The sequence below is a fragment of the Mesorhizobium sp. B3-2-1 genome (assembly GCF_006439515.1).
Taxonomy (GTDB): Bacteria; Pseudomonadota; Alphaproteobacteria; order Rhizobiales; family Rhizobiaceae; genus Mesorhizobium.
On the sequence record NZ_VFTI01000006.1, the window covers coordinates 109179 to 124403 of the forward strand.

The following is a 15225-nucleotide window of genomic DNA, read 5'->3' on the forward strand; positions in this document are numbered from 1 at the left end:
TTTGATTTTGCGGGAGGTGACATGACAAATCCGGTTCTGATCGAGGTTTTGCGCGGCGCCATTGTCGAGAGCGCCCATCGCGGTGCCGTCGCCGTCTTCGATGCCGACGGCAAGCCGGTCCTGGAGATCGGCGACACTTCGAAGCCGGTCTTTCCCCGTTCCGCCGTCAAGGCGATCCAGGCCCTGCCGCTTGTCGAAACGGGTGCTGCCGATGCGTACGGCTTCGGCAACCGCGAACTGGCGCTGGCCTGTGCCTCCCATTCCGGCGAGCCTGCGCATGTCGAACTGGCGCGGTCCATGCTGGCCAGGGCTGGGTTGGACGGGTCGGCACTCGAATGCGGGACCCACTGGCCCTCGAACCATGGCGCGGAGATTGCGCTCGCGCGTGCCGGCGGTTCGCCAAATGCGCTGCATAACAATTGTTCCGGCAAGCATTCCGGATTCTTATGCACCTGCGTCCATTCAGGCATCGCGCATCGCGGTTATGTGAGACCGGATCACGCTCTGCAGGAAATGGTGCGCGACGCCATGCAGGCAGTCACCGGCGCTGTCCACGGTGCCGACGAACGCGCGATCGACGGCTGCTCGATCCCGACCTATGCGGTGCCGCTGAGGAGTTTCGCGCTCGGCTTTGCCCGCATGGCCACGGCACAGGGCTTTGGCCCGGAGCGGGCAAAGGCTGCGAAGCGCCTGCTCTCCGCCTGTATGGCGGAGCCGTTCTTCGTCGCCGGCACCGGCCGTGCCGATCTTGCCTTGATGGAGGCAGCACCTGGCCGAATCTTTGCGAAAGGCGGAGCCGAGGGCGTCCATTGTGCCGCAATTCCGGAACTCGGCCTCGGTATCGCCGTCAAATGCGATGACGGTGCCGGGCGCGCCGGCGACGCCATCGCCGCCGCCGTGCTCGCCAGGCTGCTGCGGGCGGACGAGGCCTTGGCGGCGAAGCTGCTCGAACTGGCGAACGCGCCGATCGAAAGCCGGATTGGCGCCAAGGTCGGGGCACTGAGGCCGACGCCGGCCTTGAATTGAAAGCAGCGATCAGCTGACGCGGTTGCGCTCGACGGACAGATGCGCATAACCGCTGCTGCTGGTCTGGGTGAGGTCAGCTGTTACCGGCTCCGCCCAGCGCTGCCCGACGACGGCCCCGTTCAGCGCACCATCGATGACATTGTCGGAAATGACGGCAGTGCCGGCACCCTCGACCACGCTGACGACGATGCCGGTGCCTGCCTTGCGGATGATGTTGCCGGTGGCCACGACATTGCGCAGATACGGCCCCCAGCCGATCGACATGCCATAGAGCGGCGCGTTCTCGATGACGTTGTTGGAAGCGATGGTGTCGGCTTCGACGGCAATGCCGACACCGAACCCTGGCGGGTCCGCTGTGTAGGGGACGCTGGTCGACAAATTGCGCACGATGTTGCCGGAGCAGACACCCATGCGGCCGCCTTCGTTGAAGTTGACGATCGAGATGCCGTTGGCCGCACCATCGACGATATTGTTGCTGATGACGGCGCCCTCGAACGAGAATTCGGAATAGACCGCGGTCTCGCCCGAGCGTGAGCAGGTGTTGCCCGATATCTGCAAATTGCTGGAACTGTTGGCCCGGATCGCCGAAAAAGCGCAGTCCGAAACCACATTGCCCGAGATGACGACATTTCCGGCGCGGAAGGCATTGATGCCGTTGCCGTTCTGGCCGGTACCCCCGCTGCGCGCGCCAATGTGTTCGACGCGGTTGCCGGTGACCATGGTGCCGTCTTCCGCCGCTTGCCAGCGATGCACCAGGATGCCGCCATTGGCGCAATCGGAGACGGTGTTGCCTGAAATTGCCAGGCCTCCGGCTTCGACTGAATAGATGCCGGCATCGGCGGCCCCGGATATGTCCGAGCGCTCGATCCGGCCCACCGCATGTTCCAGCGCCAGCCCGTTCTTGCCGCTGCCTGTGATCTGGCAGTTATCCACCATCAGGTGCGCGACCCGGCGCAAATCGAGCAGCCCCTGTGCGTAGTCGCCCATCGAGCGGTTCGAGCCGTCGAAGACCAGCCCGCTGAGTTCGATATGGTCGGCCTGTTCGGTCATGAACAGATGGCCGTCGCCGCCGTAGACGATCCGCGTGGCACCCGGCACGCCGGAAAGACGCACGCGGCCGGGCAGCGAGAGATTGGACACCACATAGGTGCCGGGCGGCAGGAAGACCGGCATGTCGCGGCCGTTCGCGTCGCGCAGCAGCTTGGCGAAGGCCTTGCTCTGGTCGTCAAACGTACCCGGCTGCACGCCAAGTTCGGTGGCGTTGATCGAGCCGCGCATCGAGGCTTTCTCGATGCCCGTCAGGCTGGCGGCTGTCGCCTTGCCGAGCGCAAGGCCCATGACGGCAAAGCCGGCGGTTTGCGTCAGCAACGTTCGTCTGTTCAACATCGGCACAGAATCCCAGTGTTCAGCCCCGACACCGCAGGAATCATGCCAGACGTCCGGCGCGCCTCTTCTCAGCGGCAATGGCTTGCCGAGCAGCTACTCGGCGCCTAAGTTCAGGGAATGAGCAGAGCTTTTACCCGCGAAGAAGACAGCGAGAATGCCATCGCCGGCGTTGGCGAGCGGCCGATCAGCACACACCGTAACCTTGTGACGGAGCGCGGCCTGGCGCAGATCGAGGACAATCTGGCCGATCTGCGCGATATCATGGCGAAAGCGGAGCGGAAAGCCGACCGCGAGCGCATCGCGGTCGTGTCGCGCGATCTTCGCTATTGGACCGCGCGGCGCGAGAGTGCCGAGCTTTCCGTGCCTGAGCCCGGCAGCGATGTCGTCCGCTTCGGCATGGGAGTCACGCTGGAAAGTGATGATGGCAAGAAGGTGCACTGGAAGATCGTCGGCGAGGACGAAGCCAATCCAGCCAAGGGCAGCATTTCGCATGTCTCGCCGATGGCGGTCGCGCTGTTTGGCAAGAAGCTCGGCGACGTCGCCAGCGTCAACGGCAAGGAGTGGGAGATCGTCAAGCTCTCGGAGAGTTGACGCAAGCTAGGTCCGTCTACTTGGCCATACTTTGCAATGCGGCCTCATACTGGTCCATGACATCACGAGCAGCGCGCATCTGCCGTTCGACGTCACTTCTCACCGGTCTTAGAATGCCGCAGTCATCGGTTTCGATGATCTGGAATTGATCGCCTACTCGCATGTTCAGGTTGTCCAGCATTTCCTGCGGCAAGATCACGACACCTGATCCGTCGTCGAGCTTGCGGACAATAGTCTTCACGGCTGTTACCCTTGGTTGCATTCGTCATTGTGACACAACCTTTCCAGCGCTACAATGTTTCGCTCAACGCGCCAGCAGCCGATCCAGCAGCCGATCCGCCGCTTCCGGAATGACCGTGCCCGGCGGGAAGATTTCCGCAGCACCCGCTCGTAGCACCGCATCGTAGTCCTGCGGCGGGATAACGCCGCCGGCCACGATCAGCATGTCGCCTCGGCCGAGCTTCTTCAGCGTGTCGCGCAATTCGGGGATCAGCGTCAGGTGGCCGGCTGCCAGTGATGAGGCGCCGATGATGTGGACGTCATGCTGGACAGCCAGCCTGGCGATCTCTTCCGGCGTCTGGAACATGGCGCCGACGGTGACGTCGAAGCCGAGATCGGCGAAGGCGGTGGCGATCACCTTCTGCCCGCGGTCGTGGCCGTCCTGTCCCATCTTGGCGACGAGAATGCGCGGCTTGCCGCCGTTTTTCTTTTCGAAGGCATCAAGCTTGTCCTGCAGCCGATCGACCACAGGATTGTCGCCAAGCGCCTTGCGGTAGACACCGGAAATGGTCTGCACCGTGGCCACATGGCGCCCATAGGCTCTTTCCAAGGCGAACGAGATTTCGCCGACAGTGGCATTGGCGCGCGCGGCGCGGATGGCGAACTCCAGGAGGTTGTCCTGGCCTTGTGCGGCACGGGTCAGCGCATCCAGCGCGCTTTCGACGGAGGCGACGTCGCGCGTGCCTTTCAGCCGTTGCAGCTTCGAGAGTTGCCTGGCCCTGACCTCGGCATTGTCGATCTTCAGAACGTCGACTTCGATATCGGTTCCGGGGCGATGCGCATTGACGCCGACCAGCATCTGCTCGCCGGAATCGATGCGCGCCTGCGTGCGGGCCGCGGCTTCCTCGATGCGCAGCTTGGGTATGCCCTTTTCGATCGCCGCCGCCATGCCGCCGAGAGCCTCGACCTCCTCGATATGGGCAAGCGCACGCGCCGCCAGATCGTGCGTCAGCCGCTCGAGATAGGCCGAACCGCCCCACGGATCGATGATGCGCGTGGTACCGGATTCCTTCTGCAGGATGAGTTGCGTGTTGCGGGCGATGCGCGCCGAATGGTCGGTCGGCAGCGCCATTGCTTCGTCGAAGGAATTGGTGTGCAGCGACTGTGTATGCCCCTGGGTCGCGGCCATCGCCTCGATCATGGTGCGGATGATGTTGTTGTAGGGATCCTGCGCCGTCAGCGACCAGCCGGAGGTCTGGCAATGGGTACGCAGGGACAGCGACCGCTCGTCCTTCGGCGCGAAGTTCTTTTTCATCAGCGTCGCCCACAATAGGCGTGCGGCCCTGAGCTTTGCCACTTCCATGAAGAAGTTCATGCCGATCGCCCAGAAGAAGGACAGGCGCGGCGCGAAGCGGTCGATATCGAGCCCTGCCGCGACGCCGGCGCGGGCATATTCGATGCCGTCGGCGATCGTATAGGCGAGTTCCAGGTCGGCGGTCGCGCCTGCCTCCTGCATGTGATAGCCGGAGATCGATATCGAATTGAACTTCGGCATGTTCTTCGAGGTGTAGGAGAAGATGTCGGAGACGATCCGCATCGAGGGCTTCGGCGGATAGATGTAGGTGTTGCGGACCATGAACTCCTTCAGAATGTCGTTCTGAATGGTCCCCGCCAAATCCTTCTGCGCGACGCCTTGTTCTTCGGCCGCCACGATGTAGAGCGCCATGATCGGCAGAACCGCGCCGTTCATAGTCATCGACACGGTCATGTCGCCGAGCGGAATGCCGTCGAACAACTGCCGCATGTCGAGGATGGAATCGATGGCCACGCCCGCCATGCCGACATCGCCGGCGACACGCGGATGGTCTGAATCATAGCCGCGATGCGTGGCGAGATCGAAGGCAACCGAAAGACCTTTCTGGCCGGCGGCAAGGTTGCGCCGGTAAAAGGCGTTGGACTCCTCGGCGGTCGAAAAACCTGCATATTGCCGGATCGTCCAGGGCTGCTGGACATACATGGTCGGGTAGGGGCCGCGCACGAAGGGCGCCAGGCCCGGATAGGTGTCGAGATGCGGCAACCCCTTGAGGTCGCCCTGGCTGTACAACTGCTTGACGACAAGACCTTCCGGCGTCGTCCGCTGTCCCTTGACCTCGACCGGTGCGCGGCGGGGTGGCACCCAGCCGATCTGACTGAAATCCGGAATCAAGAAGCGGCCCCGATGGATTGATCGATGCGGACCGGCGACAGCGCTTCGCACAGGACGACACCCTCGGTGAAGGCAGGTCGCCGCTCTGCGTTCAGCGTCTCGATCGGACGCTCGCTCTTCAAGGGGTGAAGCGTGGCGCCGATGATGGCCCGCTCGCCTGACTTGAAGGCAATGCCGCGCTGGGCGGCGGCAGTGCGGACGCGCTGCTGGATATGTCCGTCCCGAAGGCTGGACAGCACGCCCCCCTCTGCCTCGATCGTCTGCAATTCCGCCCACGCTGCTTCGCAAAGGTCTGACGTAAGCGCTTCGACGGCACCGGAGCCATAGGCGGGATCGGCGACATGATCGACATGGCTTTCATTGGCCATGATCAGCTGCGCGTTGCGCGCGACGCGGCGGGCAAAAGCAGCCGGCAGGCCATGCGCGATCGTATGCGGCAGGATGGAGATCGAATCGGCGCCTCCCGCCGCCGCGGCGAAGCAGCCGATCGTCGTGCGCAGGATGTTGTTTTCGGGGTCCAATGCCGTCATCATGCGAAATGATGTCTCGGCATGGATGTTGGCCGTGGAATTGGGGATCGAGCAGGCCTCCTGGGCTCGTGCCCACAGCCTGCGCAAGGCCCTAACCTTGGCCATTGACAGGAACTGGTCCTGGTCGACGCTGAGCGCGAAACCGATATGAGGCGCGGCATAGACGAGCGGCTGCCGCGCCTTCTCGAACATTCTCAGATACGAGACCGCCGAAGCCAGCATGATGCCGAGTTCCTGCGCTTCCGTGGCGCCGGCATTGTGAAAGACGCGACCGTCCGCCTCCAGAAGCACACCGGGGACGCCCATCGAGAAGAAATGCGCCAGCGATTGCGGCATCGATTCCTGCAGCGCCTCGATCGACATGCGCAGCCGGCCGGTGCCGGCGAGGATAGCAGCCGGATCGATGCCGAAGGAAAGATTGAGCTTTGCCGGATCGGAGCGGCGCTTGCTTAGGAACGCCACCAGCCAGTCAGCCATGGGGCGGCTCCAGGGGTGGGTGTCGATGCGGATCTGGATCCTGTTGAGGGGCACGCCCTCCAGCACCGTCTCCAGTGCCTGCGCCGTCCTCGGCAGGCCGTAGCCGAACGCGTTCGGGGCACCCTCGAAGACAAGCGACAGTCCCGTCGCGCCCTGCGCGATGTCTTCCAGGGCCTGGCCCTTGGCGCGATCGACATTGGGGTCGTCGACACGCTGGCTGACGATCCAGGGCGATTGAGGATTGGCGCGCACGATCGGTTCGGCTCCGGTCGCGCGGTCATAGAGCGGCTCGACGCGGATGTTGTCGTCGGTGTGCGAGACCAGCTTTTCCTCGAAGGGTGCGCCGGCCAACGCCTTTTCCGCCAAGGCCAGCCATCGCTGACGCTGCGCATCCGTTGGCTCAACATCCCTGGTCAAGGCTCCGGCGCCCATTCATCGTCCTCGTTCTATGTGGCCGCACCAGACCGGACAGCCCAGTCTACGGTCCCCGGTCGGTTATCGCAATGCGCGTCCAAGGCCCTTATCCCACTCACCTGATATTCGATCCACCTGATATAGGGCGGCTTGCGTAGGCGGACCATGAACGATTGCCAAACACCATCGAAATTCGCAAGTTCCAAAATCCGCTCCTGGCGATTACCCGATTGGATGATTGGCCCGCGTTGGACAATTGTCATTGTCGCTGTGCAACGGCCTAACTATACCTTTCGGGCAAAGGCTGGCTTTAGACACATCAGTTTGCGGAGACCCGGACATATGGCTGACGACACCAGTATTTTCATCGGCGCCAGCCGCAAGCCCGACGACAGCTATCAGCGCGCCGAAAATCTGCTGCTGCAATACGGCAACCGCCACGGCCTGGTGACCGGCGCCACCGGTACCGGCAAGACCGTCACCTTGCAGATCCTGGCTGAAGGTTTTTCCAACGCCGGCGTGCCGGTCTTCTGCGCCGACATCAAGGGCGACCTTTCCGGTATCGCCATGATGGGCGCCGCCCAGGATTTCCTGGTCAAGCGGGCACAACAGGTCAAGCTCGACCCTTATGATTTTCAGGAATTCCCGGTCATCTTCTGGGACCTGTTCGGTGAGCAGGGCCACCCCATCCGCGCGACCATTTCGGAAATGGGACCGCTGCTCCTGTCGCGCCTGATGAACCTGACGGACGCACAGGAAGGGATCATGAACATTGCCTTCCGCATTGCCGATGAAGAGGGCCTGCTTCTCCTCGACCTCAAGGACCTGCAGGCGCTTCTCGCCAACATTGCGGAGCGCGCCGAAGAGATCAGCGCCCGCTATGGCAATGTAACGAAACCCTCTGTCGGCGCCATTCAGCGCACGCTGCTGGTGCTGGAGCAGCAGGGCGCGGCGAACTTCTTCGGTGAGCCGGCCTTGCGGATTTCCGACATCATGCGCACGACCCGTGACGGTCGCGGCGCCATCAGCGTGCTGGCCGCCGACAAGCTGATGATGAATCCGCGCCTCTACGCGACGTTCCTGCTCTGGCTGATGTCGGAGCTGTTCGAGGAACTGCCCGAAGTCGGCGACCCCGACAAGCCGAAGCTGGTCTTCTTCTTCGACGAGGCGCACCTCTTGTTCGACGAGGCGCCGAAGGTGCTGATCGACCGGGTCGAGCAAGTGGTCCGCCTGATCCGCTCCAAGGGCGTCGGCGTCTATTTCGTCACGCAGAATCCTCTGGATATTCCCGAAAAGGTCCTGGCCCAACTTGGCAACCGCGTGCAGCACGCGCTGCGCGCCTACACGCCGCGCGAGCAGCAGGCGGTGAGGACGGCGGCCGAAACCTTCCGGCCCAATCCCGACTTCGACTGCGCCACCGCCATCACCCAGCTCGCCACCGGCGAGGCGCTGGTTTCGACGCTGGAGGCCAAGGGCATTCCGTCGATGGTCCAGCGCACGCTGATCCGTCCGCCGTCATCGCGGCTTGGACCCATCACCCCCGCCGAGCGGCAGAAGCTGATCGGGGAAAGCCCAGTCACCGGCCAGTATGACCAGGTCATCGACCGCGAATCGGCCTTCGAGATGCTGCAGAAAAAGGCCAAGGAGACGCAGGACGCAGAGGCGCAGGCGCAGCAGGCAGGCACTGGCGGCTCGCGCTGGACCATTCCAGGCTTCGGCAATGACGATCCAACGCCGCAGTCCGGCGGCCGGCGCGCGCCGGCCCCGCGCCCTTCCAACCGCCAGACGGTGGCGGAAGCGGCGATCAAGTCGGTGGTGCGCTCGGTTGGCTCGTCGGTCGGACGGGCGATCGTGCGCGGAATATTGGGCAGCCTGTCGCGGGGACGTTAAGCCGCTCCGGACCGGTGGATGCCTTCACAGGCGACCTGGACCGACGGCTTCAAAGCCCTCGGCAGCTTCGGCGCCGGGCTGAAGGCGTGTCTAATGTTCACCGCGCCAGATTCGCTCGATGACGTCGAAGGCCAGAGAGACATTTGGATCGGATCGCCGCGCGAACAAGCAGGCAAAACCCAGGCTGGTCTCCAGCTTGACCCTGTCTGCGATAACCAGGCCGTTTGCCTGCCGTTCATTGAGCGCGATCGATTCCCGGCAGAGGCTCAGCCCGAGGCCGGTACGAACCATCGCCAGCATCGAGGTTTCCTGGTCGACCAGGGCGACGATATTCTGCTTGAGGCCGCCAAATTGCCTGGCAAGCAGCCTGTTATGGACCGATTCCGATGGAGTGCCGATCCAAGGAAGCTCGGCAAGCTCCTTCCAGTCCCTCCCTGCCACCATGCCGGCAAAGCCAGGCGGCGCCACGACGCGATAGGTCATGCGTGACAATGGCTTGATGAAGAACTGGGCCTCGGATTGCGTGTCGGCGGCATCGGTGCTGGTGCCGAAATCATCGAGATCGCCGAGAAAAAAGCCGACATCCAGTTCGTTGCGCTTCAGCCGGATGGCGACCTCGCCACTCATGCCTTGCCGAAGTTCCGTGTCCATGCCCGGGCCACTTTCGGCGAGAGCCTGCAGAAACGCGCCCAGGCGGGTGAATTCAGGGTCGATGATCGTACCGATCCTGAGTTTGCCGCGCAGCTTCGTGCTGAGATGCCTGGCGGTCTGTCTGAACTCAGCCGCCTGAGCCAGCACCTGCTGGCCTTTGGCCGCAAGCAGCGCGCCGTCGCGCGTCAATTCAAGTCCGCCGGCGGTCCGATGGAACAGTGTCACTCCGACGTCCTGGGAAAGCCGTTTGAGCTGAAGGCTGACGGCAGGCTGGGTGAGATTCAGCAATTCGGCCGCCTTGGTGACGTTGCCTTCCTGCGCCACGGTAACGAACGCCTTCACCAACCTGAAATCCAGATGATCCATATAAATTTCCGTTATAATCGTTTCTCCAATTTATCATTGGATTCAGCTGACAGATAGCCGCATTGTGGCATGGGAAGCATGTCGATGATGGTCGCGGGCGACGGGAATTATAAGAAAAACCCGGCTTGTAGTGCCCTTGTGAACGCGGCGCGGCGCTGCTGTTCATCGCATTTCGCGGAGGATTGACGGGAATGAAGGCGCGCGGCGTTCGCTCGGATATTGACGTTTTCGATTACATAGTGGTCGGCGCCGGGTCGGCGGGTTGCCTGCTTGCCAGCCGTCTCAGCAGCGATCCCGCCAGGCGGGTTCTGTTGATCGAGGCTGGCCGGAACGACAGCTACCCCTGGATTCACATTCCCGTGGGTTATCTTTACTGCATCGGCAATGCGCGTACCGACTGGCTTTACAACACCGAGCCCGAGGCGGGTCTCAACGGCCGCTCCCTGCGTTATCCCCGGGGCAAGGTCCTGGGTGGCTGCTCCTCGATCAATGGCATGATCTACATGCGCGGCCAGTCTCGCGACTACGATCAATGGGCGGCAGTCACCGGCGACGGCGAGTGGTCATGGGAAAAATCGCTGCCGGACTTCATGGCGCATGAGGATCACTATCGCCTCGACAACGGCGCCGACCCCGCCACCGGCGACAACAGCCGGTTCTCGGACATGCATGGCCACGGCGGCGAGTGGCGCATCGAAAAGCAGCGTCTCAAATGGGACATTCTCGAATCCTTCACCGACGCCGCTGTTCAGGCGGGCATCCCACGATCTTCAGATTTCAACGGCGGCGACAACGAAGGTGTCGGTTACTTCGAGGTCAACCAGAAATCCGGCTGGCGGTGGAATACGTCGAAAGCCTTTCTGCGGCCGGTTCGCCATCGCCGCAACCTGGCGATCTGGACGGAAGCCGAAGTCGACAGGCTGTGCATCGAAACCGCGCCGGATGGGCGTAAGCGGTGCACGGGATTGTTCCTGCACAGGCGCAACCGGCTGATATCGGTGCAGGCGAAATGTGAGGTCATTCTGTCGGCCGGGGCGATTGGCTCTCCGCAAATACTGCAGCTCTCGGGAATTGGCCCGGCGGCGCTTCTCAAGGGGGCCGGCATCGACGTCGAGCTTGATCTCCCAGGCGTTGGAGAAAATCTGCAGGATCATCTTCAGATTCGCGCCGTCTTCAAGGTCACCAATGCCAGAACACTCAACACGCTTGCCAACAGTCTTGCCGGTAAGGCTATGATCGGACTGGAATACGCTTTGAAGCGCACCGGGCCGATGAGCATGTCGCCATCGCAACTCGGCGCGTTCACACGCTCCGATCCAGGCCAGGCGCACGCCAATCTCGAATATCATGTGCAGCCGCTTAGTCTCGACGCATTCGGCGAACCCCTGCACACCATCCCGGCCTTCACCGCCAGCGTCTGCAACCTCAATCCGACCAGTCGCGGCAGTGTGCGGGTCCGCTCCGCTCAGCGCGGGGAAGCGCCCGCCATCGCCCCCAACTATTTGAGCACCGAGGAAGATCGCCAGATTGCCGCCGACAGCATCAGGCAGATCAGGTCGATCGTCGGCCAGCCGGCGCTTGCAAGATATAATCCCGTCGAATGGAAGCCCGGCGTGGAATTCCAGAGCGATGAAGATCTCGCGAAACTCGCGGGCGACATCGCAAACACCATCTTCCATCCCGTGGGAACCGTCAGGATGGGGCACAACGACGACGGGATGGCCGTTCTCGACAGTCGGCTGCGTGTCCGCGGCATCGAGGGATTGCGGGTTGTCGACGCCAGCGTGATGCCGACGATCACCAGCGGCAACACCAGTGCTCCCACGATGATGATCGCCGAAAAGGCGGCGCGCTGGATCATCGACGACGCGCAGCGACACGGACACTGAGCAAGAGATCACCGCCATGACATCGATTTCGCGTTCGGCACTGCCGCTGTCCGGCATCAAGATCATCGAATTCGGACAGTACATCGCCGGTCCCGCGGTGGCCATGATCCTGGGCGATCTCGGTGCGAGTGTCGTTCATGTCGATCCCCCCTCGGGTCCGCTCTGGGACAATCCGGCCAATGCAATTCTCAACCGCAACAAGTTGAGCGTCACGATCGACCTGAAAACCGCAGCAGGCTTGAACGAGGCGAACGCGCTGGTCGCCCAAGCCGACATCGTCATCGAGAATTTCAGGCCCAAAGTCTTGGCCCGGCTCGGCATCGACTTCGAAGCGCTGCGAAAAGTCCGTCCCGAGTTGATCACGGTATCGATCCCCGGCTTCGCCTCGAACGATCAACTGCGCAGCGACTGGCGCGCCTTCGAGACCGTTATCGCGGCCTCGTCCGGCGTCTTCACGGACATGGGGCTCAACCGGGTGCTGATGGGGATCAATCCGTCCTTTTCGCCGCTGCCCCTGGCCTCCGCCTATGGCACCATGCTCGCTGCTTCCGCAACCGTTCTGGCTCTTCAAAGTCGCCAGCGGACCGGACACGGCGATCATATCGAAGTGCCGCTCGCCAGCGCGGTGATGGAGGGCTTGTCCTACAACTCCATCAGGATCGAAGACTATCCGCTTCGCTATCAGACGCAGCGCGAGCGGGAGATCGAACGGCGCCGCAAGGAAGGCCTGCCGATGGACATGTCCTATGGCGACTTGCAGGAATTCCTCGATCCCTTCTATCGCAGCTACATGTGCGGCGACGGTCGGATGTTCTACGTCGTCTGCCCAAGCCACAAGAACCACGCCAAACGCTGCCTGCAGACGCTGGGCCTTTACGATGAACTCGTGAGTGAAGGGCTCCGCGAGGAAGACGACACCTATCTTCCCGTCTCGGAATGGTCGTCGGACGCGTCGCTCGGCGTCTATCCCTTGCCGAAATTCTGGGCCGACAAGATTGCCGCAAGGATGAAAGCGGTTTTCCTGACCCGCACTGCGGCGCAATGGGAGCGCATTTTCGGCGAGGGGTTATTTCCGGGAGCACCGCAGCGTTGGCTGCAGGAATGGATCGCCGACGATCATGCCAGGGCAACTGGCCTGATGATCGAGGTCGACGATCCCATACTGGGCCGCATGATCCAGCCGGGGCCGATGGTATGGCTGCAGGAAAGTGCGCAAGCCATGCTGAACCCGGTGCCGCGTAGCTGGGTAACCGTGGCCGAGGCCCAGGCAAGGCTGGCTGAAGTGAAACGGCAGCTCCCGCCTGTTCCAACCGCCAATGCCTCGGTCGGCTGGCTCGACGGCATCAAGATACTCGACCTCTGCAACGTCATCGCGGGCCCGCACTCGGTCGCGTACCTCGCCCGCTTCGGCGCGGAGGTGATCAAGATCGATCCGGCAAAACCGTTCTACGACTGCTGGAACACGGTGATTTTTGGCATGTCCCACATGCGCGGCAAAAAATCCGCGCTGCTGGATATCGCAACCGTTGACGGGCGCGAGGCATTCGAGAGATTGGTCAAGTCCGTGGATGTCGTCGTCTGGAACGCCACCGACCGTCAGGTCGAAGTCATGGGACTCGACCTCGAAGGGATGAGAGCCCTCAACCCCGACGCAATTTTCTGTCAGCTCGATTGCTTCAGTGGCGTCCGCGTCGGACCGCGCACCAACTATCTTGGCTATGACGATCTGGTTCAGGCGGCGACCGGCATCATGCTTCGGTTTGGGGGATCGATGCAGACGCCGGAAGAACATGCCCATGTCGGCACCATCGACGTCATGTGCGGCTTTGGCGCCGCTGTCGGCGTGGCTGCCGCGCTTTTCCAGAAATCCACAACCGGCGTTGTCGGCCGGCCACGCACGTCGCTGTCGGCGCTGACAGGGCTGGCGCAGATCCCCTTCTGCTACGACTATGAGGGCCGCCGACCATTCGACGAACCGGCGGGCCGCGAGACAAAAGGGTTCGACCCATTGTCCCGGCTTTATGAAACGGCGTCCGGTGGTTCGATCCTGCTATGTGCGTCGGACGCCGACTTACCACGCTTCGAGACAGTAGAGGGATTGACAGGGCTGGCTTCGATACCGGAGCCCGACCGGGAGACCCATCTGGCCAAGATATTCATGACCGAACCGGCCGAGATTTGGCAACAGCGCCTTGTCGAGGCTGATATCGGTGCATCGCCTTGCGAGAACATCGAGACGATCCGGGGCCGGAACGCAAGGATGGCGGACGGCAGGCCTGGTACCGAATATGGCAGTTACTCATTCTCCGTCTTCCCGGATCACCCGAGCGGCCACGCGGTGACCCAACTTGATCCTTTCGCCGTCCGGCCCAGTGAGGGAAAGGTCTATGCTCTTGCGTCGGCAGAGAAATACGGCGCCTCGACACGCACCGTTCTCGCCGCCGTCGGCTATGACGATGCTGAAATCGACAGAATGCTGAAGTCGGGTGCCGCCAGTGTTTCCTGGAGCAGCGCCTATTTGCCAGGCTGAGAACAGACACCAATGGCTCAAACTCCAAGGCGGCGTGGTTCGCCGCCTTGGATATCGATCAACTCAGAAAATCGCGTCCGTCACCGCTTTGACCGGTCCGAGCAGGACCGATCCGTCCGGCACGCCGGCGTCGATCGGGATGGCCTTGTGATTGGCCGTCGCCACCATCGGTTGGCGGGCGTCGCTGGTGACGATGACCGGCGTTTTCGACGGCACGCGATCATAAAGGTCGATGATGTCCTGGTTCATCAGGCGCACGCAGCCCGACGACACCGATTTGCCGATCGAACGCCATTCCGGCGAGCCGTGCAGGCGATAGAGCGTGTCCACATTGCCCTGGAAGAGATAGAGCGCGCGCGCCCCGAGCGGGTTCTTCAAGCCTCCGGGCATGCCGCCATTGTCGGCACTGTACTGCTTCAATTCCGGCTGGCGAGCGACCATCTCGTCCGGCGGCGTCCATTTCGGCCATTTCTGCTTCCACTGGACGACCGCGTCGCCCGACCATTCGAAGCCAGCGCGCCCGAGGCCGACGCCATAGCGGATGGCCTGGCCGCCCGGGCGAACCAGATAGAGGAAATGGCCCGTCGTATCGACGACGATGGTCCCCGGCTTCTGTCCGGTCGGATCGGGCACAATCTGGCGCAGGAACTGCGGATCGATCCTGTCGACGGGGATGGCCGGCAGATCGAAGCCGCCATCGCTGACAGCCGCGTACATCGACGCATAGTCGGCGAGCGGAGGCTCGACATAGGTTGGCGGCGGCGGCTCGGCTGGCCCCGGTCCCGTGGTGGCGCATGCCGAAACCGCGATCGAGGCGGCGCCCAGGGCTGCGGCGTTGAGAAAGCCGCGACGGCTCAGGCGATAAGATTCGATTTCGGTTATGGACATGGCTGCCTTCTTTAAGACTCAGATCGCAACAAAGCGTCAACATGCCGACGTCCGCTACGGGTGCCTGACAACACCTGAGGCGATAGACGGTTCCGATTCTGGCTCGAACGTGGACAAACAAAGGCGAAGCTGTGACTGCGCCGCCACTGTGGCGTTGGAGCC

11 protein-coding genes are annotated in these 15225 nt (G+C 62.6%); 5 read left to right on the forward strand and 6 right to left on the reverse strand.

What is annotated here, in order from left to right; genetic code table 11:
- Positions 1 to 21: 21 nt before the first annotated feature.
- Entirely contained in the window at positions 22 to 1026 is a 1005-nt protein-coding gene (locus FJW08_RS08515) for an asparaginase (protein WP_140762848.1), read from the forward strand.
- Between the two features lie 9 nt (positions 1027 to 1035).
- Here FJW08_RS08515 and FJW08_RS08520 read toward each other — a convergent pair whose 3' ends face one another.
- The gene (locus tag FJW08_RS08520) at positions 1036 to 2412 is read right to left on the reverse strand and encodes a TIGR03808 family TAT-translocated repetitive protein (protein WP_140762851.1); all 1377 of its coding nucleotides are present in this window, start codon (positions 2410 to 2412) and stop codon (positions 1036 to 1038) included.
- 117 nt (positions 2413 to 2529) lie between these two features.
- Between FJW08_RS08520 and greA the strand changes: the two genes are divergently transcribed.
- On the forward strand, positions 2530 to 3003 hold the full coding sequence (gene greA, locus FJW08_RS08525; protein WP_140762856.1) for a transcription elongation factor GreA: 474 nt from the start codon (positions 2530 to 2532) through the stop codon (positions 3001 to 3003).
- Between the two features lie 16 nt (positions 3004 to 3019).
- Here greA and FJW08_RS08530 read toward each other — a convergent pair whose 3' ends face one another.
- From FJW08_RS08530 to FJW08_RS08540, 3 genes are all read right to left on the reverse strand, one after another.
- Positions 3020 to 3244, reverse strand: coding sequence for an AbrB/MazE/SpoVT family DNA-binding domain-containing protein (locus FJW08_RS08530; protein ID WP_140762859.1), 225 nt, complete (start codon positions 3242 to 3244; stop codon positions 3020 to 3022).
- Positions 3245 to 3307: 63 nt separating this feature from the next.
- Positions 3308 to 5428 (reverse strand): methylmalonyl-CoA mutase, encoded by a 2121-nt coding sequence (scpA, locus tag FJW08_RS08535; RefSeq protein WP_140762863.1) that lies wholly within the window; start codon positions 5426 to 5428, stop codon positions 3308 to 3310.
- Positions 5425 to 6867 (reverse strand): methylmalonyl-CoA mutase subunit beta, encoded by a 1443-nt coding sequence (locus FJW08_RS08540; RefSeq protein ID WP_140810131.1) that lies wholly within the window; start codon positions 6865 to 6867, stop codon positions 5425 to 5427. Before FJW08_RS08540 ends, scpA begins: the two co-directional genes overlap by 4 nt.
- 324 nt (positions 6868 to 7191) lie before the next feature.
- Here FJW08_RS08540 and FJW08_RS08545 point away from each other — a divergent pair, with 324 nt between their 5' ends.
- Entirely contained in the window at positions 7192 to 8739 is a 1548-nt protein-coding gene (locus FJW08_RS08545; RefSeq protein ID WP_140810132.1) for a helicase HerA-like C-terminal domain-containing protein, read from the forward strand.
- Positions 8740 to 8829: 90 nt separating this feature from the next.
- On the opposite strand, the gene FJW08_RS08550 is transcribed toward FJW08_RS08545, so the two are convergent.
- Positions 8830 to 9756 carry a LysR family transcriptional regulator gene (locus FJW08_RS08550; RefSeq protein ID WP_140762872.1) on the reverse strand — a complete coding sequence of 309 codons (927 nt, stop codon included), beginning with the start codon at positions 9754 to 9756 and terminating at the stop codon, positions 8830 to 8832.
- 191 nt (positions 9757 to 9947) lie between these two features.
- Between FJW08_RS08550 and FJW08_RS08555 the strand changes: the two genes are divergently transcribed.
- Positions 9948 to 11645 (forward strand): GMC family oxidoreductase N-terminal domain-containing protein, encoded by a 1698-nt coding sequence (locus FJW08_RS08555; protein WP_140810133.1) that lies wholly within the window; start codon positions 9948 to 9950, stop codon positions 11643 to 11645.
- A 16-nt stretch (positions 11646 to 11661) separates the two neighbouring features.
- Complete coding sequence (locus tag FJW08_RS08560) at positions 11662 to 14175, forward strand: CoA transferase (RefSeq protein WP_140810135.1); 2514 nt, start codon at positions 11662 to 11664, stop codon at positions 14173 to 14175.
- Between the two features lie 63 nt (positions 14176 to 14238).
- On the opposite strand, the gene FJW08_RS08565 is transcribed toward FJW08_RS08560, so the two are convergent.
- Positions 14239 to 15063, reverse strand: a complete 825-nt coding sequence (locus FJW08_RS08565) for a L,D-transpeptidase (RefSeq protein WP_140506114.1) — start codon at positions 15061 to 15063, stop codon at positions 14239 to 14241.
- Between the last annotated feature and the right edge of the window lie 162 nt (positions 15064 to 15225).